This window comes from Idiomarina fontislapidosi (assembly GCF_003226255.1).
GTDB classification, from domain to species: domain Bacteria; phylum Pseudomonadota; class Gammaproteobacteria; order Enterobacterales; family Alteromonadaceae; genus Idiomarina; species Idiomarina fontislapidosi.
Genome location: NZ_QJST01000001.1, coordinates 234,949 through 257,662 on the forward strand (window position 1 = coordinate 234,949; position 22,714 = coordinate 257,662).

A 22,714-nucleotide genomic window follows, 5' to 3' on the forward strand; every position below is an offset into this window, starting at 1 on the left:
AACGGGGCTTTTTTTGCTCTAATGGAATAAATTCTTAAGGGTATGTTCTATGCGATTACTTTCTTTGGCGGCGTTGCTTACCTTCAGCTTATCTGGGTGTGCTACCCAATCCGCGAATCAAGCAAACGAAGCGGCCGCTCCAACGCCTAATGTCGTGCTGGCAGAGCCTGAGCAGGCGGAATTTCGCTATGAAATCGAGATCGCGCGTATTAATCAGTTACTGAGCGACGAGTCGCTATCGGACGAGGAATTAGCCTTCGCTTATTATCGCCGCGGTGCACTTTTTGATGCCTTAGGTTTGCGAACTCTATCACGCATGGACTTTATGCGTGCGATTGAAATTAAACCGCGGTTGGCTGATGCATACAATTATCTCGGTATACAGTATACCGAGCTAGGCGAATTTGACTTTGCTTTTGAGGCACTCGATTCTGCCCTCGAGCTTGACCCTGAGCATCCTTACGCGTTGCTGAATCGAGGCATTGCCGAATATTACGATAACCGCATCAAATTTGCCGTCAATGACTTTCAGCAACACCTCAAGAACGATCCGAGTGACCCATATCGCGTGATTTGGCTATTCTTGGCACAATACCGTGAGTCACCCAACGAAGCTTTGAATGCACTGGCGAGCAATAAGCAAGCGATTGATGAAGATGACTGGGCAAACCGAATCATTGAGCTCTACTTGGGCGAATTGAGTGAAGTCGAATTTCTCGAACAGCTTACGACTCAGTTGCGTGGCGACGAAACCTTGGCTGAACGGTTGTGCGAGGCTTATTTTTATCTCGGAAAATACAGCCAGCGACAACAGCAATGGAGTAAAGCAGCCAATTATTTTAAGCTCGCACTCACTACCAATGTGCATGAGTTTGTTGAGCACCGTTACGCTGATATTGAGTTGGAGCAGACGCGTAAACAACTGCAATGAAGCGAATTGTTGCTTTCATCGGAGTCGCCCTTGGGGTGACTCTCATCCCTCACGACTCTCACCGTACTGCAGTACAAATTCGTTGGGCCCATGCACTATCGAACAACGCTGACGCCCAATTCGAAGTTGCCGAGGCGTACTGGCAGCAACAGCACGCCAGCGCCGCCTTGTATTGGTGGGAGAAAGCCGCAGTCGGGGGCTCAGCCGCTGCTTTAGCGCAGCTGCGAGCTAGGTTTCCTCAGCACCAAAAGCGATGGCTCGAGATTGCTGCAGAGCAGGGCAGTCCCACGGCAAAGCAGCAACTCGCCTCACTGGCGTTAAATGATGCGACGCTGTCTTGGGCTGATTGGCAGCTTCGTTTCTCGGCGCATGCGATGTCGGATGCAGCGTATGCTCTGTTGAGCAGTAACCAACCCCAGCGCTGTGATGTCACGATACCTGTGATTGCCCGTTCGAACAGCGATAAAGCACGCTACGTCACCTTGCTCGAGGCTGTTTCTACGATGCAACCTGAGACGCCACAGTATAGGCTCTGCTTTGCATGGCAAACACGCGCTGAACAGCACTGTACCGTGAAAGATAATCAGCAGGCAGAGTGCAAGGTGAGCTCTGACACCACGTCGCCACGTATTATTTTAGCGGCAGCAGGACGTTCCTACACGCGCCCGCACATGATGGTACTTGGACGAGGCGCCACGGCTGAGGTTATTCGGCACGAGTGGGCGCACTGGCTTGGATTTGCAGATGAATACGCAATGCGGATGCCTTATGCACAGAATTTTTGTATGGGACGTTATGCGAATGACCCCGTCAATGTGGTTGTCACCCACCAAAAAATCGTTTCTACAGACGCATTAAAGGCGCTTTGGCAAGGTTTGCCATGGCGTGCTCATGTGGATGATTGGCGTGATTTAGCGCAGCCATTAGGTGACCATCGGTGGCAACTGGGGTCGGCGGATACGCAGGCGGTCGGGTTATTTGCTACGGACACCTGTGCCGCTGTCTCGGGTCACTATGCCTGGAAACCCGTGGCGCAGGAAACCTTGATGGAGCGCCACCAATCCGATGTGTGGCCGAGCGTATACCGCTTATTACAGCAACCGCAGCTATTGTTGGATAGCCAATTGGGCGAGCATCAAAACCGGACACAAGAACGCAAAGAACCACACCAGTGAGCGCAGCTTATCCCAGTTAAGTAGGTAAAGAATGTTGTAGGCGATACGCAGTGCAATAAAACTCACCGCTAAAGTGACTGCATGCGGACTGACCTGTTCACTTGCGAGGTTAGCGAGTATCGCAGCAGCATAAAGAGGAAAGGCTTCATAGGCATTGTAATGGGCAGCCACCGCACGCGCACCTGCGCCTGTCAGACGTGATTGCTGAGCCCGTGGATGGTGATTGTCATAGCGGCTTTCGCGGTTTTGAAAAAACACCACAGGTGCCTTAGCCAATACTGGCAAGACACCTGCAATTAACAAACACCACAGTAATGTGCTCATCGTACGGTCTCACCTGCTGCTTGCAGATCCGCATGGTATGAAGAACGTACCAATGGTCCACTGGCAATATGGCTAAAGCCCATTTCTACGCCAGCCACTCGGAGCTCTTCAAACTCGTCCGGGTGGACGTAGCGCGCCACTGGAATATGATGACGACTTGGTTGCAAATACTGACCAATCGTCAACATATCGCAATCATGCGCGCGTAGGTCGCGCATCACTTCAAGAATCTCTTCTTTAGTTTCACCTAAACCGACCATAAGACCCGACTTGGTGCGCACGTCAGGACGCGCTTCTTTATACTTCTTCAGTAAGTCCAAAGACCACTGATAGTTTGCGCCTGGGCGTGCCGCTTTATATAAGCGTGGCACTGTCTCGAGGTTATGGTTAAAGACATCAGGTGCTTCATCAGACAAAATATCTAACGCCACTTTCATGCGGCCGCGGAAGTCTGGGACCAAGATCTCGACTTTAATTTCTGGTGTGTACTTACGGATCTCACGTACACAGTCAGCGAAATGTTGAGCACCACCGTCACGTAAGTCATCGCGGTCTACTGAAGTAATAACCACGTACTTAACACCCATATCATGAATGGTTTTACCCAGCTTGACGGCTTCCTCTGGATCGGGCGGTAAAGGGCGACCGTGAGCAACGTCGCAGAATGGGCAGCGGCGTGTACAAATATCGCCGAGGATCATAAAGCTCGCTGTACCATGATTGAAGCACTCTGGTAGGTTAGGGCACGACGCCTCTTCACAAACAGAGTGTAGACCGTGACTACGCATGGCTTGTTTAATTTCGTCAATACGTTGCGTGTTTGAAGGCAGTTTAACCTTCAGCCAAGATGGTTTGCGCAACATTTGCTCGCGTTCAGTCGGAACGATCTGAACAGGAATAAGTGCCATTTTGTCGGCATCACGCATTTTGACGCCGGGTTCCACTCTAACTGGCTTTGACATAAGCTTCTGCAAGTCCTGTTTCCGATTGAGTATTTCGGTAGCCAACGCGCTGAATAAAGCGTTGCGTTACCCTCTCTGCTGCTTCTTCGAAGCTCTGCGGACCGCCTAAGTCCGCCGTTTGAATCATTTTAATGCCGGTTAATCCACATGGATTAATACGGCTAAATGGCTCCATATCCATGTTGACGTTGAGCGCCAAACCATGAAACGAACAGCCTTTGCGAATGCGTAAACCGAGTGAACAGACTTTATCACCATTCACATAGACACCGGGTGCATCGCGACGCGGTGCGGCTTCAATACCATAGTCTTGTAATACGTCGACGATGGTATTCTCGATCTCGTTTACCAGTTGACGAACGCCTAAACTTAACCGTCTTATATTAAGCATAAAGTAGACGACTAACTGGCCCGGACCGTGATAGGTCACTTGTCCACCGCGATCGACGGGAACTACTGGAATATCCCCAGGTGCCAGCAGGTGTTCTTCTTTGCCCGCTTGACCTTGGGTAAATACCGGTGCGTGCTCGACAATCCAAAGCTCATCGGGTGTCGAGTCATCGCGTGTATCGGTAAATGACTGCATGGCACGCCAGATAGGCTCATATGCCTGACGACCCAAGTCACGAATAATAATTTTATCCATCATCGACCTATTATAACGAGATGAGATTGTGGCGGCTAGCGTTGCTTTATTACGAGCAGTTATAGCACATAGCGGACATCATCGATGTCGGCTAGCGAACGGTAGAGGGTTTCGATATGTTCTTGGCTCTCGACACGAACAGACACCGACACAGAGTGATAGTTGCCTTTGCTACTCGGTTTGACCGAGGGACTGTAATCCCCCGGTGCGTGCTGCTGTAATACTTCAACGACTTGATCAGGGAGCGTAGGCGTGGCCACACCCATCACTTTAAAGGTAAAGTGAGATGGAAAATCGACTAACTGATCAAAACGTGTTTTTTGCATACTGACTGCTTATTCCTCAGAGAACTTACGTTTAATATAGTCCATTGCACGTTTAAAGAAACCACCTTCTTCGACACTCTGTAACGTTACGAGTGGGAAAGATGCGACATCTTCACCTTCAAGCTGAAGATAAACGGTGCCGACGTTCTCACCTTGTTGCAATGGTGCTTCTAACTCTTGATTGAGTTCAAAATTGGCCTTCAGTTTGTCGCGTTGTCCACGCGGCAAGGTAATTACGACATCTTCGCTGATACCCAGCTCGACTTGATCTTTGTCGCCACCCCAAATGCGTTGAGAAACAAAGCTCTCACCGGCTTCATAAGCGGTGACGGTTTCGAAGTAACGGAAGCCGTAGTTAAGTAATTTTTTACTCTCGATTTTTCGTGCTTGCTCACTTGTCGTGCCAAGCACCACCGAGATAAGCCGCGTGTCGCCCTCATAGGCGGAAGTGACCAAACTGTAGCCTGCTTCGCTCGTGTGACCCGTTTTGATGCCGTCGACATTCATACTGCGGTCCCACAAGAGTGCGTTGCGGTTGTACTGTTTTATATTATTGTAAGTATACGACTTTTGCGCATAAATTTCATACTCTTCAGGCGTTTCGTCAATCAACGCACTGGCAAGTTTACTCATGTCGCGGGCTGACACATACTGATCCGGATCAGGCAAGCCATGACTGTTAGCAAAATGACTGTTGGTCATGCCAATTTCTTGCGCGTAGGTATTCATCAGGTCAGCAAAAGCACCTTCACTGCCGGCAATGTATTCCGCCATAGCAACACAGGCATCGTTACCCGATGAGATGATGATGCCGTGGTTGAGGTCCGATACGCTGACTTCGGTACCAACTTCAATAAACATCTTTGATGATTCGGGAAAGTTCTTAGCCCATGCGTTTTCGCTGATGGTGACCATATCGGAGTTATTAATACGACCGGCTTGAATTTCTTTGCCGATAATATAGCTCGTCATCATCTTGGTCAGACTGGCTGGCGGTAAGCTCTCGTCGGCGTTACCCTCAGCTAGCACTTTACCCGTTTTGTGATCAATAAGAATAAACGCTTTGGCATTGACCTGAGGTGGGTTAGGTACAAGTGACTGAGCACTTGCAACACCAAAGGAAAACACAGCAACGAGTGTAACGAGTGGTTTTATCATCTTGTTAGCTATCTTCATGGTTATCGCTTTAACATCTTTTGTGGTGTGGATTATATCAATTTTGATTGTTAGAGTCAGTCGCTTCTGCTTCATTCGCGGTAATTTTGACTCTAAATGCGTTAGGAAATCCTTCCGCTCTCACTTGCTGTAACCATTTATTGGCTTCAACTTGTGGTAAAGGACCTAAAAGCAACTTATGTAGACTCGCATTCGTCTCAGTAGTTGCATGGGATTGCCAACTTTCTGGCAGTTGCTCGCGCAGCTGTGCAATTTTGTCAGCGTCTTCACTGGCAAATAATTGAACATAATAGCGGTGCTCGATAGCCGGCGAGAGGAACTCAATGGCTTCTACTTTTACCGGCGCCGTGCCATTGCCAATCATGTCCAACTTATACGCAGCGGCAAACGACAAATCGATTAAACGATCGGGATGAAAGGGACCACGGTCGTTCACGCGCACAATCACCTTTTTTTGATTATCAAGATTGGTCACGCGCACATAGGTTGGCAATGGCAGACGTGTGTGGGCTGCCGTCATACTGTACATGTCGTAGTATTCGCCGTTTGATGTCAGATGACCATGAAACTTATTACCGTACCATGAGGCCGTACCCGTCTGTGAGTAACCTTTTGCGCTGTCCATTACATCGTAGAAGATACCGTTAATTTGGTAGTCTTGGTTTCCTTGACGGCTCAACGGCTCTTGGATAGGTGTTGCATTTTGCAATTCCGCCATCGTAGGCATTCGCGTGGGCGCGCTATCATGAGCTTGCTGATAGCGCCCCGAAGGCTGAGAGGTACAGCCTTGCAAAACGGCCAAACTCATCACCAGCGCGCCAAGACGAAACGGTGCTTTAGTCATCGTGGTTTTCATAAGCTGACGCAATTTGCTCACTGAGTTGATAGGCGACCATGGCATACAGCGGGCTGTGGTTGTAGCGAGTGATGGTGTAGAAGTTGTCAAAGGCTAACCAATAGGTATGCCCGTTTTCCGTTTCAAATGCGAGTACTTTTACCGCCAGTGTATCAGCGTAATTAGCGTTAATTTGATAGCCTTGCTGACGCAATTCGCCAACGGTTGTATCGGGTTTCATCCCTTTTGATGCCACGGCGGCCCAATCTTGGTTCTGTTCAGGCTGATAGGCGATCGGTGCGCCGGCTTGCCAACGATGTTCGGCAAAGTAATTGGCGACGCTACCAATGGCGTCCGTTGTATTATTGATGAGGTCGCGCTTCCCGTCACCGTCAAAATCCACAGCATAATGACGATAGCTGGAAGAAATAAATTGCCCGTAACCCATTGCGCCGGCATATGAACCAACGGGTTGGGTAATATCCCAGCCTTGTTCCGCGGCGAGACTAAAATATTCAGCGAGCTCGGATGAAAAGAAGGAACTGCGCGGCGGGTAATAGAAACCCAGGGTATACAACGTATCTAGGACGGAGTATTTACCAAGGTATTCGCCATAAAACGTTTCAATACCAATAATCGCAACAATTATTTGTGCCGGTACCCCAAATTGCTCAGCGGCGCGCTCAAGCTGTGCTTGATGGGTCTGCCAAAAGCGAACACCGGCCTCGCGGCGTTTGTCGGTCAGAAAAATAGGGTAGTACTGATACCAAGGCTTGGCTTCCCATGGTTTTTGAATAGCAGCAAGCACGTCTTCATTGCGTTCAGCTTGGGCTAACCACTGTTTCAGCTGTTGTTGTTCGATACCCAGCTCAACGCTTTGTTCAGCAATAAATGCGTCGATACGTTGTTGTGCTTCTGCATCCGTGGTTTGCGCTTGCGCGCTGGCAAACGGAGAAGAAAACACGGCCCACAGCAAGCTTGAGCTAATAATCGCTGATTTAATCATACTGCACCTACGTTATTATTATTGATAACCATCTCGGATAATCAGTCGATGGTGAGTCGCTGCCGACATAATAATGCCAAAGCCAGCCATCAGTGTGACCATCGACGTGCCGCCATAACTAATTAACGGCAACGGTACCCCGACCACGGGGAGTAATCCAGAGACCATACCAATATTTACAAAAACATACACAAAAAAGGTGAGGGTGAGCGCAGCGGCGAGTAACTTGCCGAACATATCTTGTGTGCGCAACGCAATGATAAGACCACGAATAATGATGAAGGTGTAAAGTGCCAGTAGTAGCGTGACACCAATGAGACCAAACTCTTCACTAATGACCGAAAAGATGAAATCAGTATGGCGTTCGGGTAAAAACTCAAGTTGTGATTGCGTACCCTGTAACCAGCCTTTGCCATCAATACCACCAGAGCCAATCGCGATTTTAGACTGAATAATATGATAACCAGAACCCAAAGGATCAAGCTCTGGGTTTAAAAAAGTAAGTACCCGCTGACGCTGATAGTCATGCATCAGGTAGATCCAAAGCACTGGTAGGAAGGCGAGCACAAGCATCACAGCTGCTAGGATCAGTCGCCAACTCAGTCCTGCAAAAAAGATGACGAAAAGACCTGCGCTGGCGACCAATAATGAGGTCCCCAAATCCGGTTGCTTAGCGATGAGTAAGGTCGGTAACAACACCAATGACAGTGCAGCGACGATGCGAAGAAACCGAGGCGGTAATGCGCGTTGATTAATAAACCAAGCGATCATCAGTGGCATCGCCAGTTTCATTATCTCGGAAGGCTGAATGGTAACAGGACCCAAATCGAGCCAACGTTGGGCGCCTTTGCCGACTTCACCGAAAAGCAGCACCGCAATGAGCAATAGCACCCCGCTACTATATATGAGTGGCGAGATTCGTTGGTAAAACCGAGGTGGCAATTGCGCTACTACAAATAAAGTTGCCAATGCTGCACCAATACGAATCGCCTGTCGCACGACCATATCCATATTTTGCCCGCTCGCCGAATAAACGATGAACAGACTGGCTACGCACAGGGTCAATAGGCCGAGTAGCAAAGGACCATCTAAATGCAATTTCTTGAGCAACGGGTGACGTTGACGTTCTTCAGTTGTTAGCACGTTCGGCTTCCTCATATTGCTCAGGGTGATAGCGCTGGTGCCACGTATCGAGTAATCTGCGTGCGGCAGGCGCGGCGATACTGCCACCGCCGCCGACGACGTTTTCGATTGCGACCGAAATCACCACTTCAGGAGACTCTGCGGGCGCATAACCAACATACATCGCGTTATCGCGGTACTTCTCTGCCACATCCTCGGCAACATATTCCTCATCTTCGCCTAGGTTTACTACCTGAGCGGTGCCGGTTTTGCCAGCAGAGGTATAGGTAGCATCTCGAAACGCCGAGTGCGCGGTCCCATGTGCATCTGACGTCACCGATACCATGGCTTCATGGATGACTTGCCAATAGCTTGGCTTATCGACCTGAACCGGCTGTTTATACTCCGGTTCAACGACGTTTAGGCTGTCGAGCGTGCCATATCCTTTTAGTAGGCGAGGCACGACAAACTCACCATAATTAGCCATTACGCCTGTTGCTGCCACCAGTTGCATCGGAGTGGCGGTCCAGTAGCTCTGACCAATACCGACCGAGAGTGTTTCGCCGGCGTACCAGGGTTCACCGTATCGTGCACGTTTCCAACCTGTATTGGGCATAATGGCAGGGATTTCTTCGGCTATATCGATACCGGTTTTCTCGCCAAAGCCAAACTGTTGCATAAATCCTGAGATTTGGTCGACCCCCAGTTTCAGCGCTAGGTCATAATAAAATGTGTCACAACTTTCGGTAATTGCTTTACTCACATTCACCCAACCGTGGCCCCACGCGAGCCAATCTCGATAGCGTCGGTCAACACCCTTAATTTCAAACCAGCCTGGGTCCCAAATTCGGGTTGTCGGCGTGATTTCGCCTGACTGTAAGCCGAGCAGTCCAAGTTGTGGCTTAATCGTCGATGCGGGGGGGTATCCACCTTGTGTTGCCCGGTTCAATAACGGACTGTGTCGAGAATTAAGCAGTGAGCGGTATCGGTCTACTGAGATGCCGCTGACAAACCAGTTAGGGTTATAGCTCGGCGTACTTGCCATAGCGAGAATGCCACCCGTTTTGGCATCCATCAAAATGATTGAGCCTCGATTTTCGCCAAGAATTTCAGTCGCCTTTTTCTGCAACTCAACATCCAATTCTAATACAATGTCTGAGCCGGGAGTCGGCGGTTCTGTGCTGAGGGTACGGACTACGCGACCACGGTTATTGACTTCGACACTGCGATATCCAACTTCTCCGTGTAACTGTTCTTCGTAATATTTTTCGATTCCCAACTTACCGATCGTGCGGCTTGCAGCATAATTGGCAAGGCGCTCTTGCTCATCCAAGCGTTGTACGTCGCGGCGATTGATTTTTGCGACATAGCCAACCACATGTGTGAGTAGTTCATTAAACGGGTAATGACGAACCAGCCGAGCTTCAATGGAAAAACCAGGAAATTTATGTTGCTTAGCTGCAAATCGGGCAATTTGCTGCTCGGTCATCTCATCTAGTACCGTCACATGATTAAAGCGACGTTGTGATTTTACATTGCGTTCGAAGTCTTCAATTGCAGCAGGTTCAATATCCAGTAACTGAGCGATTTCACTGACCTGTTGAGTGAGATTCGTGACTTCCTCAGGAATCACTTCGAGACTATAAACGGGTAGGTTTTCGGCGAGAATAACGCCATTGCGGTCATATATTAAACCGCGATTAGGGGCGATGGGCACGAGCTTAATGCGATTATCGTTGGAGCGCGTCTGTAGATCAGCGTACTCATCCACCTGCAGGTGATAGAGGTTGCCCAGAATCAACGAAAACAATCCAATAATGACGACAATGGCAAAGATCACGCGTCCAGCGAAGAGGCTCGACTCAGATTCATGGTCTCTGATTGGCGTGCGAGTGCGCATCTAGCTTCACTACCTTTTTATTGTTATTCCCGATGATACGGGTGGTTATTATTGAGGCTCCAAGCACGGTACAAACTTTCTGCGACGATCACGCGAACAATGGGGTGTGGCAACGTTAATGGCGATAAAGACCAACGCTGCTCTGCCGCGGCTAAACATGCATCCGATAGCCCCTCGGGACCACCGATTAGCAACGATACATTGCGCCCGTCCATTTGCCAACCAGCCATTTGCTGGGCGAGTTGCGGTGTAGTCCAAGGCCGCCCGTGGACTTCGAGTGTCACAATGCGGTTTCCCTTAGGAACCGCTGCCAACAAGGCTTCGCCTTCTTGGTTTTTAATTTTTCCTAATTCAGCCTTCTTTCCCCGTTTCTGAGGCGTGATCTCGATGAGATCGAGGCTCATATCGCGGGGAAAACGCTTCTGGTACTCTTCAAAGCCGCTGCTAACCCAAGCTGGCATTTTATTGCCAACGGCGAGCATTTGAATTTGCACTTATTGACTCCAAAGCTTCTCGAGCTGATAGAAGTCGCGCATTGATTCTTGCATAACGTGTAACACCACGTCACCTAAATCAACTAATACCCACTCGCTCTGCTCTCCACCCTCTACACCTAAAGGCGGGATGCCAGCATGCTTGGCTTGAGTGGCTACGTATTCAGCAATACTTTTAACATGTGTCTTAGAGTTACCAGAACAAACAATCATATAATCGGCAACATCTGTTTTACCATGCACATCAAGGACTTGGATATCACGTCCTTTCAAATCATCGACTTTATCAATGACAAATTCGCGCAGTTGTTCAACTTGCAAGTGCTATTACTCCCATCGGGTTTGACAAAAGTTAGAGTGTACCAGATTATTGCGCTATAAACAGCATCACAATGGGCTCGAATACAAATCATGGTGTTTGATATAGGCCATCACCGCAGCCGGGATTTCGGTATCCGAGCCCGATGCCAACGCATCTCTCACTGCTGTCGATGAAACATCAGTAAGCGTGGTATCAGCAATATATATACGACCACAGGATGCGTCATTGAGTTCACTCGGTGATGTAACTTTGCGCTCGTTGAGCAACTGCGCAATAGTCGCGTTGGCGTCAGATAACTGATAGCCGGGCCTTGGTAGCACAATAAGGTGTGCAGTGGCAAGGATGTCGCGCCACTCATACCACTGGTCAAAACTTAATAAAGAGTCCATCCCCATCACAAACGCGAGTCGGTCATTTGGGTATACGTGCTGCATAGCAGCAAGGGTTTTGGCGGTGTATGACGGACTGGCTTGATTAAGCTCGAAGGGTTCGGCGCACAGCTGGGGCTGTTGCTCAATCGCACACTTGATCATTGCCAAACGATGAGCACCGTCTGCCCGTGGTTGAGGGCGGTGTGGAGGCACGGCATTGGGCATAAGATGAATGGTGACGTGATTAAGCTTTTCGATAAGGTCACGAGCGGCGTTTAAATGACCCCGATGGATAGGATCAAAGGTGCCGCCAAAAATCGCTCTCAACATGGCTAAATATACCTAACTGTTGACGTGTTGATACCGGTAGCTGGGGTGACGATAAGAGCACCACAAGATGATACAGCAACACATCTAAGGGTTCATCGCGGTCAACTTTAGCGGCACGCTCGATACGCTCGGCTAATGCGAGCATTTGTCTAACCGTATCGTCACCGTATTGGCTGGCGCGACTTGCGTAGCCAGACTGCTGTGAACTCCACACTGCAAACTGTTTAAATACTGACTGATGGTTTAAACCATGCTTCGCATTGCTATGCAGCTGGCTAATAATTTGTACTTCTCGCTGCAACATCCAGTTGAGAATATTGACTTCAACTTCATTCTCTAACAAGCGTTCTAATCGGTGAATGGCTTGTTTGAGATCCTGTGCTGCAATGCTGTCTTGTAGGGCAAATACGTCAAATTGACTGTTATCTGCTACACGTTCATAAATCTGTTGTTCATCCAATTCACCGAGATTCGGTAATAAAGACCACTTGATAAGTTCTTGCTCGAGTGCAAACAAATTCCCCTCAAACCAGCTAGATAATAGCTCAGCGGCTGACTGAGACAGTTGCAACTGATGGCGCTGGGCACGTTGCATAATAAAACGAGGAAGTTGGCTGCGCTTGGGGGTAAATAGTTTTACTTGCAACGCTTCTGCGGCAAGTGCTTTAAACCATCGACTATTAAGCTGCTCTTTCTTGAGCTTAGGTCCTTTTAGAATGAGTAATTGGTCGGGGTTTGCCTGTTGGATGTATTCAACTAACGCATCCGATCCCGATTTACCGGGTTTTGCTTCTGGCAACTCAATATCAAGAACGGTAAAGCTACCAAATAAACTCATGGACTGCTGTTGTTGTGCCAAAAGACCCCAGTCAAACTCGGAATCGGCACGCCAGCGCTGGTACTCGGGTGGGTTAGATAACTGTTGATTAAGACTATGGCGGATCATGTCGTCACAGTCCTGTTGCAGTAATAGTTCATCGCCAAACAGCAAAATTACAGGCGGAATGCGTTGCTGCAAACTGCTTGTAAGCTGCTCAGGGAAGATAGCCTGCATCGTTAATCCGAAAACTCTGAAATCAGTTGCCGTACTAAACGACGAGTCGCTTCATCGCGCATCTCGGATACCAGAAGCTCGCGTTCGCGCGTTTTCGCCAAGGCAAAGTTAGGATCGTCTTGATAGTCGCGTGCAACTTCAACCTGGCCGTCATATTCGGTTTGACCTTCGCGAACGACTTGATAGTTAATCTGGTATATCAATTCGTATTCTGCGACCTGACCACTCTCAAACAATGACAGCGTGCGGCGCTCCAGTCCATCGGATAGCACGCGGATGACGGTTGTCGATGAGCGGGTGCTCGCATCAACCACCTGAATTCCCGCTGTAAGTAGGCGTTGTGTCAGGCTTGCTTCCAACTCTAAAGAGTCAATACTATCAAGGCGAACCGCTTGTAAGTTGGTCGGCAATTGATAACTGTCTCGAAGTTGGAAACTACAGCCATTGAGCCCGCTTAACATAAGCAGGCTCAACAGTAGGGCTGTGATGCGTTGCAGTGAGGTCATATTAACTCACCACGATATTGAAGATTTTACCAGGCACGTAAATCTTCTTACGAATCGTTTTGCCATCGGTGTACTTCTGCACCGCTTCGTCAGCCAACACCAATGATTGAACTTCTTCCTCACTTGCGGTCGCAGAAATGGTCAGTTTTGCGCGCACTTTACCGTTAACCTGCACGACGATAAGCTTTTCATCTTCGACCAACGCACTGTCATCCACATGCGGCCAGTCTGCGAAAATCAGACTGTCTTGGTGGCCCAATTGCTCCCATAAGTGTTCGCAAATGTGCGGTGTAATCGGTGCGAGCATACGGACCATGGCATCAATGGCTTCGCCCATTACCACGCGGTCCGATTCGCTTTGCATCGGCGCCTTTTGCAAGTGGTTGAGTAATTCCATGATCGCTGCAATCGCGGTATTAAAATGCTGTCGACGACCCATGTCATCGCTGACTTTAGCGATCGTCTTGTGCAGTTCGCGGCGTAATGCTTTTTGATCTTTACTCAGATCAACGTCTGAGTCGTGATAGCCGCCTGCCTCAATGAAATCATACGCCAGCTTCCAAACTCGACGGAGGAACCGTTGAGCGCCTTCGACACCTGAGTCTGACCATTCAAGGGTCATCTCGGGTGGTGCAGCAAACATCATAAATAAACGGACCGTGTCAGCGCCATAACGCTCGACCATGGTTTGCGGGTCGATACCGTTATTCTTCGACTTTGACATTTTGCTCATGCCAGCGATTTCAACAGGTTGCCCATCTTCTTTATGACGTGCAGAAATTACGCCACCCTTGTCATCTTTTTCGAGTTCGACATCGAGTGGAGAGATCCATTGCTTACCACCTTTCTCGTCTTCGCGGTAGAAGCTGTCGGCGAGTACCATGCCTTGACATAGCAAACGTTTAAACGGCTCGTCAGACTCGACTAGACCGGTATCACGCAATAGTTTGTGGAAGAAACGCGCGTACAATAAGTGCAGAATCGCGTGTTCAATACCGCCAATGTATTGGTCAACAGGCAACCAGTAGTTCGCTTTTTCAGGATCCAGCATGGCATCATCAGTTTGCGCGCTACAGTAGCGGGCGTAGTACCAAGACGACTCCATAAAGGTGTCAAACGTATCTGTCTCATGCTCAGCAGGCTGACCTTGATACTCGGTTTTGCGCCATTCAGGATCCGCTTTAATCGGCGAGGTAACACCATCCATTGTGACATCTTCTGGTAAGCGCACAGGGAGCTGGTCTTCAGGGACAGGCACTGATTCGCCGTTGGCTAAATTAAGCATAGGGATAGGCGTTCCCCAATAACGCTGACGTGATACGCCCCAATCGCGTAAGCGATAGTTAACGCTACGCTCACCGACACCACGCTGTTCCAGTACGTCGGCAATTGCGTCAAATGCTTGCTGCGAAGACATGCCGTTGTACTCAGCCGAGTTAATGACTTTGCCTTTTTCCGTGATAGCAGCTTGGCTGATATCACCTTCACCACTAAAGGGTTCAATAACCGGTACGATAGGGAGCTGATACTTGCTCGCGAACTCCCAGTCGCGTTGGTCATGTCCTGGTACTGCCATGACTGCGCCCGAGCCGTAATCCATCAGTACGAAGTTCGCGACCCAAACAGGAATTTCCTCGCCGGTCATCGGGTGAATCGCACGGATGCCGGTGTCCATTCCCAGTTTTTCCATCGTCGCGATATCGGCTTCAGCGACTTTACTGTTCTTGCACTGCTCAATAAATTCAGCCAGTTGCGGGTTGTTTTTGGCCGCCTCGCGCGCGAGCGGATGCTGCGCTGCAAGACCCATATAAGTGACACCGTAAATCGTGTCAGGACGGGTCGTGTAGACGTTAATCGACTGATCACTGTTAGCCACTTTAAAGTCAATCGCTAAGCCTTCAGAACGACCAATCCAATTACGTTGCATTGCCTTGACCTGTTCTGGCCAGCCATCGAGCTGTTCGAGATCGGCAAGCAACTCATCTGCGTAATCGGTAATTTTAATAAACCACTGCGGGATTTCTTTCTGCTCAACTTTGGCACCGCTGCGCCAACCGCGACCATCAATGACTTGCTCGTTGGCCAAAACGGTTTGATCGACGGGATCCCAGTTTACAGTCGCGTTTTTCTTATAAACCAAGCCTTTTTCGTACAACTTAGTAAAGAACCATTGCTCCCAGCGGTAATACTCGGGCGAGCAGGTGGCGACTTCGCGATGCCAGTCGTATCCAAAACCCAATCGTTTGAGTTGCTCGCGCATGTATTCAATGTTTTGGTAAGTCCATTTAGCAGGCGCTGTTTTGTTTTGGATAGCGGCGTTTTCAGCAGGTAGACCAAATGCATCCCAACCCATAGGTTGCAGAACGTTTTTGCCTTGCATTCGTTGGTAGCGAGAAACAACATCACCCAGTGTGTAGTTACGCACATGACCCATATGGAGCTTGCCACTTGGGTATGGGAACATCGAGAGACAGTAGAACTTCTCTTTATCTGGTTGTTCGGTGACTTCGAACACTTTGTTTTCTTGCCAACGCTGTTGAATGGCTTGTTCTATCGCGGACGGGTTGTATTGTTCTTGCATAGGTCGTTTTATATCCGATATCTGTTACTGCAAAGTCAGGCGGCAGAACCGCCTTCGAATTAGCTAATGGCGTACCACATCACAAACATGATGACTAAGCCAGCTACGCCAAAAAATGAAAACTCAAAACGCTGGCGCTGACGCACCTCTGAGTCATCGGTTGGCGTTGCTAAAAAGAACATTGCTAGGCTCGTGAGACCCAAGCCACCTGAAGCAACGAGGACTGCAAAGAGAATGGCATCGAGAATGTTTTCCATGACTTCTTTTCCTATTTACCCAATTAACACGATTATTGTACTGATTTTTCCTGCGACTGACCACGGTCACCGCGATTAAATAGCCTGACTAACGGTAGTAGTGATAATACAGCAAGCAGATAAGCAGGCGCGTTACCTAAGCGCTGGAACCAGGTGGTGCCCGTAACCACCGGCATTTCTGCCGACACGGTCGTAGCTTGGAACTGAGGTGCTATTGCTATAATGCGCCCAAATTCATCGGTAAGCGCGCTGACACCATTGTTGGTTGCCCGGATAAGGGGACGACCGAGTTCCATTGCGCGCATACGAGCGATTTGCATATGTTGCCATGGACCGTGGGAGTCACCAAACCAAGTGTCATTACTAACGGTGATTAGATAGTCCGTATCATTGGTGACATTGGCGCGCACTTGATCGGCAAATACGATTTCATAGCAAATGGCTGCCGCTAAGCGATGACCATTGGCAAGCAGATTGGGTTGTGTGTATTCACCGCGCTGAAATGACGACATCGGTAGATTAAATAAAGGCGCGATAGGGCGCAATAAGTCCTCAAACGGAACGAACTCACCGATGGGCAATAAATGATGTTTTTGATAGCGATTACTGCTGCCATATTGGTACGGTGTATCAAAGCCATCAAGGCCTGATTCATCACCTAACACGAGCAGGGTATTATAAAATTCATCGCGAGTGGTTTGGTAATCAATAATCCCGGAAATCAGTGCTGCACCGTTCATCGCCGCTGACTGATCAATGGTGGTCAATACATCATCTGCGTAGGGTTCAAGCGCAGTGATGGCTGACTCAGGCCAAACGATGATATCGTGCTGGTAGTGGGGGCGCGTCAGATCAAGGTAGCGTAAAATATTTGGCCATTGCTGATCAGCTTGCCATTTTAAGCTCTGTGAAATATTGCCCTGAACCAACAGAACCGATGTTGTTGTGTCGCTGCGCTGCAAAGGCTGAAGCTTGGGCAACACATAGCTGGCAGTAAAGAATACCATTATCAGTAGCACGGTATACACACGATGGTGTAATGCACCCTTGACCGCTGCAGCTAGCGAAAGCGCAATAAACCAAATGACCGCGGTAAGACCGTGTTGTCCGATACTCGATGCGAGACCGCCGAGCCAGGCATCGGTCTGCGTGTAACCCAATTGCAGCCATGGAAAGCCGGTAAATAGCCAGCCGCGAAGCCACTCAAAGGCAAGCCAAATAAGCACCAGACTAAAATAGGCGAAAGGCGTTTTTTCGGTCAGTTTTCGCCAGCTGTAAAATGCTAAGCCAGGGAACAGTGAAAGATACGCAATTAATAGCCCCAGCACGGCGATATCCGCCAGCAGTGGCATGCCACCGTAGGTATCAATACTGACCAGAATCCAGCTCAAGCCGACGCCAAGCCAGCCTAAACCGAAGAAAAAGCCGGCGCGAAACGCCTGTTTAGCGCTCAGCGATTTAACCATCAGTACCACACAGGGCAGTACTAACAAGGGTAAGTATGAGAGCGTGAAAGGTGAGTAGGCAAATGTGAGTGATGCGCCAAGTAGCATTAACACCACGTGTCTCAGCCACCCATTATTGTACAGCGCATCACGCAGTTTTTGCATCACCCCTGCGATTCCTCAGAGGTTGCAGTCGGCGCGGGAGGGGTCACCTGCAGCTGCTGAATGCGACGTTTATCGGCACTAGTCACTTTAAAGGTAAAGCCACCTAAGTTAATTTCTTCACCCGGTTGGGGCAAATGACCAAAGCCATGCGCCACTAAACCACCGACCGTATCGATTTCATCATCGGCAAAATCACTATTAAAGTGATCGTTAAAATCTTCGATCGTGGTGAGTGCTTTAACCGAGTACTTCGAGGCACTTAAGCGCTTGATATCCGCTTTTTCATCGTCATTATGGTCGGTTTCGTCTTCAATCTCGCCGACAATTTCTTCCAAAATGTCTTCGATAGTGACAAGTCCTGACACACCACCGTATTCATCGACAACGATCGCCATATGGTAGCGATTTGAACGAAACTCTTTAAGGAGTACGTCCACGCGTTTGCTTTCAGGGACGATCACCGCCGGTCGCATGACTTCGGACAAGGAGAACGTTTCATCGGTGAAGTTAAAGCCGAAACTGAGTAAGTCTTTTGCCAGTAGAATCCCTTCGACATGGTCTTTATTGTCGGTAACGACGGGGTAACGACTGTGTTGTGATTCAATTACGATAGGCAGAAACTCTTCGACGCTTTGGTGAATATCAATGGTCACCATCTGCGAGCGTGGAATCATAATATCCCGAACTTTAAGCTCAGCGACATCAAGCACGCCTTCAATCATTTCTTTCGTATCGTTATCGATCAGGTCGCGTTCTTCTGCGTCCTGAATTAAATCGACAAGTTCTTCTCTGCTCTTCGGCTCTCCAGCGAAAACCTGCAACAATTTAGCTGCCCAAGATTTTTGCGAAGAGCCGCTGGCTGAGTGGGGATTGTCGTCGCTCATTCAGAGTGTTGCTCCGTGTTAATGATTAATTTGGTAAGGATCAGGAATCTCAAGGCGAGCAAGGGCTTCGGTTTCGATGCGCTCCATCTGCTCGGCCTCGTCATCTTCGATATGATCGTACCCTAAAAGGTGCAGAGTACCGTGTATCACCATATGCGTCCAGTGATGCATGAGTGGTTTCTGCTGCTCATCAGCCTCGCGTTCAACCACCTTAGCGCAGATCACCAAATCCCCGAGTAAAGGGATAGGCATCTCAATGGGGGCTTCGAACGGAAACGATAAAACATTGGTCGCGTAGTCTTTGCCGCGATAATCATGATTGAGACTACGTCCTTCTTCTTCGTCGACGATGCGGACCGTTAGTTCTGCATCGTCTGCTTGATAGCCTGCAAGCTCAAGCGCGGTTGCCACCCAGTGTTCAATATCCGTTTGCTCGGGTAGCGCTTGTGTTGCCTGGCAGGCAACCTGATAGTCAGCTTGAACGTTCACGGCGCTCCTGTCCTGTATCAAATTCTTCGTAGGCTTGAACGATGCGCTGGACAACAGGGTGACGCACGACATCGCCGGCTTGGAAGAAGGTGAAACTGATATCAGAGACCTGACTGAGTACCTCAATCGCATGGCGTAAGCCTGAACGTTGGCCTCTTGGTAAGTCTATTTGTGTGATATCGCCGGTGATGACCGCTTTCGAGTTGAAGCCAATACGCGTGAGGAACATCTTCATTTGTTCCATCGTGGTATTTTGGCTTTCATCCAAGATGATAAATGCATCATTGAGTGTACGGCCACGCATATAAGCTAAGGGAGCCACCTCGATGACGTTACGCTCGATCAGTTTTTCAACCTTTTCAAAACCGAGCATTTCAAACAATGCATCGTATAAAGGGCGTAAGTACGGATCGACTTTTTGTGCTAGATCGCCGGGTAAAAAACCGAGTTTTTCACCGGCTTCTACTGCCGGGCGAGTGAGTAGAATACGGCGAATCTCTTGGCGTTCGAGTGCATCGACCGCACAGGCTACAGCCAGGTAGGTTTTACCGGTACCGGCAGGACCAATGCCAAAATTAACATCGTGAGCCAAAATGGAGCGCACATAACCCGCTTGGTTATGGTTACGCGGCTTGATAAGTCCGCGCTTGGTCTTAATATGCGTCATCTTCTCAGCAGCGGGATCGGTGTTGTCTTGTTCAAGCACCTTAGCCTGCTGAATCGCGAGATGCACTTGTTGCGGTTCGACATGACCGTCTTTGCCTTTGACCGTCGCGGTCTCGACATACAAATCGCGCAGAATATTCTGCACGGCCGCTACGGTATGCGCGTGGCCAATTAAACGGAAGTGGTGACCGCGGTGGGTAATTTCCACACCAAGACGACGCTCAATGTGCTTGAGGTTTTCGTCGAAAGGACCACAGAGATTAGAGAGCCGACGTAAATCCGTCGGCTCCAATTCAAATTCAATAGTTTCGGTACGTTGACTCAATCGAATCCTCTTCTTTGCTAGTGCTAAGGTACGACTCGAGCAACACCTAATGGGTCGGGTTCTTCCGCCTTATTGCGTTGCAGAATCGTTTCTGGCGCGGTGTCAATTCGAAGGCCCATATCGGCTTCTTCGCGAATTAAATCACCTCTGAGTGAATTCGGTAACACTTCGGTGATTTTGACATCGACAAACTTTCCAATCATATGGGGTTGCCCTACGAAATTTACAACCCGGTTATTTTCAGTACGACCTGAAAGCTCCATTGGGTTCTTTTTCGATGGCCCAGTCACCAAGATACGTTGTTCAGTATCCATCATACGGCGTGCATGCGCCATTGATTGTTGGTTAAGACGTTGCTGCAATAGTTGTAAGCGTTGCTTCTTAGTCGCTTCGCTGACGTCATCTGGTAAATCCGCAGCCGGCGTGCCAGGACGTGCACTGTAGATAAAGCTGAAGCTCATATCAAAGTCGATGGCTTGAATCAGATCCATTGTTGCTTGGAAATCCGCATCGGTTTCACCTGGAAAGCCAATGATAAAGTCTGATGACATGGCGATATCCGGGCGTGCTTTTTTCAATGCACGGATTTTCGACTTATATTCAAGTGCCGTGTGTCCACGCTTCATCATGGTCAGTACCCGGTCAGAACCGCTTTGCACAGGCAAGTGCAAGTGGCTCACCAGTTCTGGAATGGTTTTATAGGCCTCAATGATATCGTCGGTAAACTCGACCGGGTGCGACGTCGTGTAACGAATACGGTCGATGCCATCGATCGCGGCTACAAGGTGCAGTAATTCAGCAAAACGACATACGGAGCCATCAAAGTGCTCGCCACGGAATGCATTGACGTTTTGACCGAGCAGGTTCACCTCACGCACGCCTTGTTCAGCCAGTTGTGCGATTTCATAGATCACATCGTCGACAGGGCGGCTGACTTCTTCACCCCGCGTGTACGGCACTACACAGAATGAACAATACTTAGAGCAACCTTCCATGATGGAGACGAACGCACTCGCACCTTCGGCTTTTGGATCAGGCAGGCGATCGAATTTCTCGATTTCTGGAAATGAGATGTCGATCATGGGCTGATGATCTGAGCCCACTTGCTTTACCATTTCAGGTAAGCGATGCAAGGTTTGTGGACCAAACACGATATCAACGAATGGCGCACGGGCACGAATGGCATCACCTTCTTGCGAGGCAACACAGCCACCAACGCCGATTAACAAGTCGGGGTTTGCTTGTTTTAAATGCTTCCAGCGTCCGAGCTGATGGAACACCTTTTCTTGAGCTTTCTCACGAATCGAGCACGTGTTCAGCAGGATAAGGTCAGCCTCTTCGGCTTCTTCGGTCAGTTCATAGCCGTGTGTCGAATTGAGTAGATCGGCCATCTTGGTCGAATCGTACTCGTTCATCTGACAACCCCAGGTTTTTACGTATAACTTTTTGCTCATGGTGACTCAATCAATTGCTGGAATTTGGAAACTTCAAATTGGGCGCGTATTTTACCTGTTCTATTGGGTAAAAGCCAACCATACCGACTTAACTTTTGCGTCTTGTTCTAATGGCGAAGTAACCTGCGATAATAATGATGACCGCACCCCAAAACATATGCCAAGCGACAGCCTCATCAAAGTATAAATAGCCCAGTAGTGCGGCAAACATGACTGAAGTGTAGGTGAACACGCCGACTTTAGCCGGTGGCGCGATGGAAAACGCCCGCGTCATGGCGAGTTGACCGTATACCGCTAATGACCCCATCGCGATGACACCGAGCCAGTCCTCGTAGGGCATAGGTTGCCACAGCCAAAACAGCGGAATGGCGCTAGCAAAGGTGGCGTAGGTCGAAAAGTAAAATACAATCTTGCTGGTTGATTCTGTCACCGACATTTTACGGATAACGGTTTTAGTGAATGCAGCAAACACCGCCGCAATAAAGGCAACCCCGACAATCGGTGAAATACTGGCTTGCCAAGGGCTCAAGAAAATAAAAACCCCGACAAAGCCCAACAGAATAGCTAGCCAAGTTTGTCGAGCGACATACTCTTTAAGCCAAAGGCGTCCGATAATCGGAATCAAGAAGGGCGATAGCAGGAGCACCAACGTCGCTTGCGCCAGGGGAATGGTGGCTATTGCGAAAAAGAATAGGTACATCGCGGCAACGCCAGCGGTACCACGCAGCAGGTGTAAGCCCAACTTCTCGGTTCTCAGGGCGCTAGGACCTTTTCGTAATAACCAAGGCAGTAACACAAGAAACGCCATCAGGTTGCGAAAGAATACCAGTTGTGCGAATGGCTGATCGTCGCTGAGGTACTTCACCAGTGCACTGACACCGGCAAAACTGGCTTCAGCAGATAGAATCAAGCAAGAGGCAATGACTACATTTCGGGTCGATACAGCGGTCGATGACATTGAGCTGGCG

The 22,714-nt window shown here is 49.2% G+C and carries 24 protein-coding genes; 2 read left to right on the forward strand and 22 right to left on the reverse strand.

The window, feature by feature from the left end:
* The first annotated feature begins 49 nt into the window (after positions 1 to 49).
* Both nlpI and DFP83_RS01085 read left to right on the forward strand, forming a co-directional pair.
* Positions 50 to 931, forward strand: a complete 882-nt coding sequence (gene nlpI / locus DFP83_RS01080) for a lipoprotein NlpI (protein WP_110572311.1) — start codon at positions 50 to 52, stop codon at positions 929 to 931.
* Positions 928 to 2,106, forward strand: a complete 1,179-nt coding sequence (locus tag DFP83_RS01085; RefSeq protein ID WP_110572313.1) for a hypothetical protein — start codon at positions 928 to 930, stop codon at positions 2,104 to 2,106. Before nlpI ends, DFP83_RS01085 begins: the two co-directional genes overlap by 4 nt.
* Here the strand turns inward: DFP83_RS01085 and DFP83_RS01090 are convergent.
* The 22 genes from DFP83_RS01090 to DFP83_RS01195 all read right to left on the reverse strand — a co-directional run bounded on the left by DFP83_RS01090 (position 2,038) and on the right by DFP83_RS01195 (position 22,704).
* Complete coding sequence (locus tag DFP83_RS01090) at positions 2,038 to 2,430, reverse strand: MAPEG family protein (RefSeq protein WP_110572315.1); 393 nt, start codon at positions 2,428 to 2,430, stop codon at positions 2,038 to 2,040. The genes DFP83_RS01085 and DFP83_RS01090 overlap by 69 nt on opposite strands.
* On the reverse strand, positions 2,427 to 3,392 hold the full coding sequence (gene lipA, locus DFP83_RS01095) for a lipoyl synthase (RefSeq protein ID WP_110572317.1): 966 nt from the start codon (positions 3,390 to 3,392) through the stop codon (positions 2,427 to 2,429). The genes DFP83_RS01090 and lipA overlap by 4 nt, the downstream gene beginning before the upstream one ends.
* Positions 3,376 to 4,041: a lipoyl(octanoyl) transferase LipB gene (lipB, locus tag DFP83_RS01100; RefSeq protein ID WP_110572319.1), complete on the reverse strand. Its 666-nt coding sequence runs from the start codon at positions 4,039 to 4,041 to the stop codon at positions 3,376 to 3,378. The genes lipA and lipB overlap by 17 nt, the downstream gene beginning before the upstream one ends.
* A 56-nt stretch (positions 4,042 to 4,097) precedes the next feature.
* Entirely contained in the window at positions 4,098 to 4,364 is a 267-nt protein-coding gene (gene ybeD, locus DFP83_RS01105; RefSeq protein WP_110572321.1) for a DUF493 family protein YbeD, read from the reverse strand.
* Between the two features lie 9 nt (positions 4,365 to 4,373).
* Positions 4,374 to 5,540 carry a D-alanyl-D-alanine carboxypeptidase family protein gene (locus tag DFP83_RS01110; protein ID WP_181416344.1) on the reverse strand — a complete coding sequence of 389 codons (1,167 nt, stop codon included), beginning with the start codon at positions 5,538 to 5,540 and terminating at the stop codon, positions 4,374 to 4,376.
* Between the two features lie 37 nt (positions 5,541 to 5,577).
* A complete protein-coding gene (locus tag DFP83_RS01115) occupies positions 5,578 to 6,384 on the reverse strand; it encodes a septal ring lytic transglycosylase RlpA family protein (RefSeq protein WP_110572323.1) in 807 nt (268 codons plus the stop codon).
* Positions 6,377 to 7,381 carry a lytic murein transglycosylase B gene (gene mltB / locus DFP83_RS01120; protein ID WP_110572325.1) on the reverse strand — a complete coding sequence of 335 codons (1,005 nt, stop codon included), beginning with the start codon at positions 7,379 to 7,381 and terminating at the stop codon, positions 6,377 to 6,379. Before mltB ends, DFP83_RS01115 begins: the two co-directional genes overlap by 8 nt.
* Positions 7,382 to 7,399: 18 nt before the next feature.
* Positions 7,400 to 8,524 carry a rod shape-determining protein RodA gene (rodA, locus tag DFP83_RS01125; RefSeq protein ID WP_110572327.1) on the reverse strand — a complete coding sequence of 375 codons (1,125 nt, stop codon included), beginning with the start codon at positions 8,522 to 8,524 and terminating at the stop codon, positions 7,400 to 7,402.
* Positions 8,511 to 10,403: a penicillin-binding protein 2 gene (gene mrdA, locus DFP83_RS01130; RefSeq protein WP_110572329.1), complete on the reverse strand. Its 1,893-nt coding sequence runs from the start codon at positions 10,401 to 10,403 to the stop codon at positions 8,511 to 8,513. Before mrdA ends, rodA begins: the two co-directional genes overlap by 14 nt.
* A 23-nt stretch (positions 10,404 to 10,426) precedes the next feature.
* Positions 10,427 to 10,897 (reverse strand): 23S rRNA (pseudouridine(1915)-N(3))-methyltransferase RlmH, encoded by a 471-nt coding sequence (rlmH, locus tag DFP83_RS01135; protein WP_110572331.1) that lies wholly within the window; start codon positions 10,895 to 10,897, stop codon positions 10,427 to 10,429.
* Positions 10,898 to 11,218 (reverse strand): ribosome silencing factor, encoded by a 321-nt coding sequence (gene rsfS, locus DFP83_RS01140; RefSeq protein ID WP_110572332.1) that lies wholly within the window; start codon positions 11,216 to 11,218, stop codon positions 10,898 to 10,900.
* Positions 11,219 to 11,284: 66 nt separating this feature from the next.
* Positions 11,285 to 11,920: a nicotinate-nucleotide adenylyltransferase gene (nadD, locus tag DFP83_RS01145; protein ID WP_110572334.1), complete on the reverse strand. Its 636-nt coding sequence runs from the start codon at positions 11,918 to 11,920 to the stop codon at positions 11,285 to 11,287.
* Positions 11,889 to 12,974 (reverse strand): DNA polymerase III subunit delta, encoded by a 1,086-nt coding sequence (gene holA / locus DFP83_RS01150; protein ID WP_110572336.1) that lies wholly within the window; start codon positions 12,972 to 12,974, stop codon positions 11,889 to 11,891. The genes nadD and holA overlap by 32 nt, the downstream gene beginning before the upstream one ends.
* A 2-nt stretch (positions 12,975 to 12,976) precedes the next feature.
* Positions 12,977 to 13,480 carry an LPS-assembly lipoprotein LptE gene (locus tag DFP83_RS01155; protein WP_110572338.1) on the reverse strand — a complete coding sequence of 168 codons (504 nt, stop codon included), beginning with the start codon at positions 13,478 to 13,480 and terminating at the stop codon, positions 12,977 to 12,979.
* A 1-nt stretch (position 13,481) separates the two neighbouring features.
* Complete coding sequence (gene leuS / locus DFP83_RS01160; protein WP_110572340.1) at positions 13,482 to 16,061, reverse strand: leucine--tRNA ligase; 2,580 nt, start codon at positions 16,059 to 16,061, stop codon at positions 13,482 to 13,484.
* 59 nt (positions 16,062 to 16,120) lie between these two features.
* Positions 16,121 to 16,318, reverse strand: a complete 198-nt coding sequence (locus tag DFP83_RS01165) for a hypothetical protein (protein WP_110572342.1) — start codon at positions 16,316 to 16,318, stop codon at positions 16,121 to 16,123.
* A gap of 32 nt (positions 16,319 to 16,350) precedes the next feature.
* Positions 16,351 to 17,928: an apolipoprotein N-acyltransferase gene (gene lnt / locus DFP83_RS01170; RefSeq protein WP_110572344.1), complete on the reverse strand. Its 1,578-nt coding sequence runs from the start codon at positions 17,926 to 17,928 to the stop codon at positions 16,351 to 16,353.
* A complete protein-coding gene (corC, locus tag DFP83_RS01175; RefSeq protein ID WP_110572346.1) occupies positions 17,928 to 18,812 on the reverse strand; it encodes a CNNM family magnesium/cobalt transport protein CorC in 885 nt (294 codons plus the stop codon). The genes lnt and corC overlap by 1 nt, the downstream gene beginning before the upstream one ends.
* 18 nt (positions 18,813 to 18,830) lie before the next feature.
* The gene (ybeY, locus tag DFP83_RS01180; RefSeq protein WP_241971557.1) at positions 18,831 to 19,301 is read right to left on the reverse strand and encodes an rRNA maturation RNase YbeY; all 471 of its coding nucleotides are present in this window, start codon (positions 19,299 to 19,301) and stop codon (positions 18,831 to 18,833) included.
* Entirely contained in the window at positions 19,285 to 20,292 is a 1,008-nt protein-coding gene (locus DFP83_RS01185; RefSeq protein WP_110572350.1) for a PhoH family protein, read from the reverse strand. Before DFP83_RS01185 ends, ybeY begins: the two co-directional genes overlap by 17 nt.
* Before the next feature lie 23 nt (positions 20,293 to 20,315).
* Positions 20,316 to 21,746 (reverse strand): tRNA (N6-isopentenyl adenosine(37)-C2)-methylthiotransferase MiaB, encoded by a 1,431-nt coding sequence (gene miaB, locus DFP83_RS01190; RefSeq protein ID WP_110572352.1) that lies wholly within the window; start codon positions 21,744 to 21,746, stop codon positions 20,316 to 20,318.
* A gap of 88 nt (positions 21,747 to 21,834) precedes the next feature.
* Positions 21,835 to 22,704, reverse strand: a complete 870-nt coding sequence (locus tag DFP83_RS01195) for a DMT family transporter (RefSeq protein WP_110572354.1) — start codon at positions 22,702 to 22,704, stop codon at positions 21,835 to 21,837.
* Between the last annotated feature and the right edge of the window lie 10 nt (positions 22,705 to 22,714).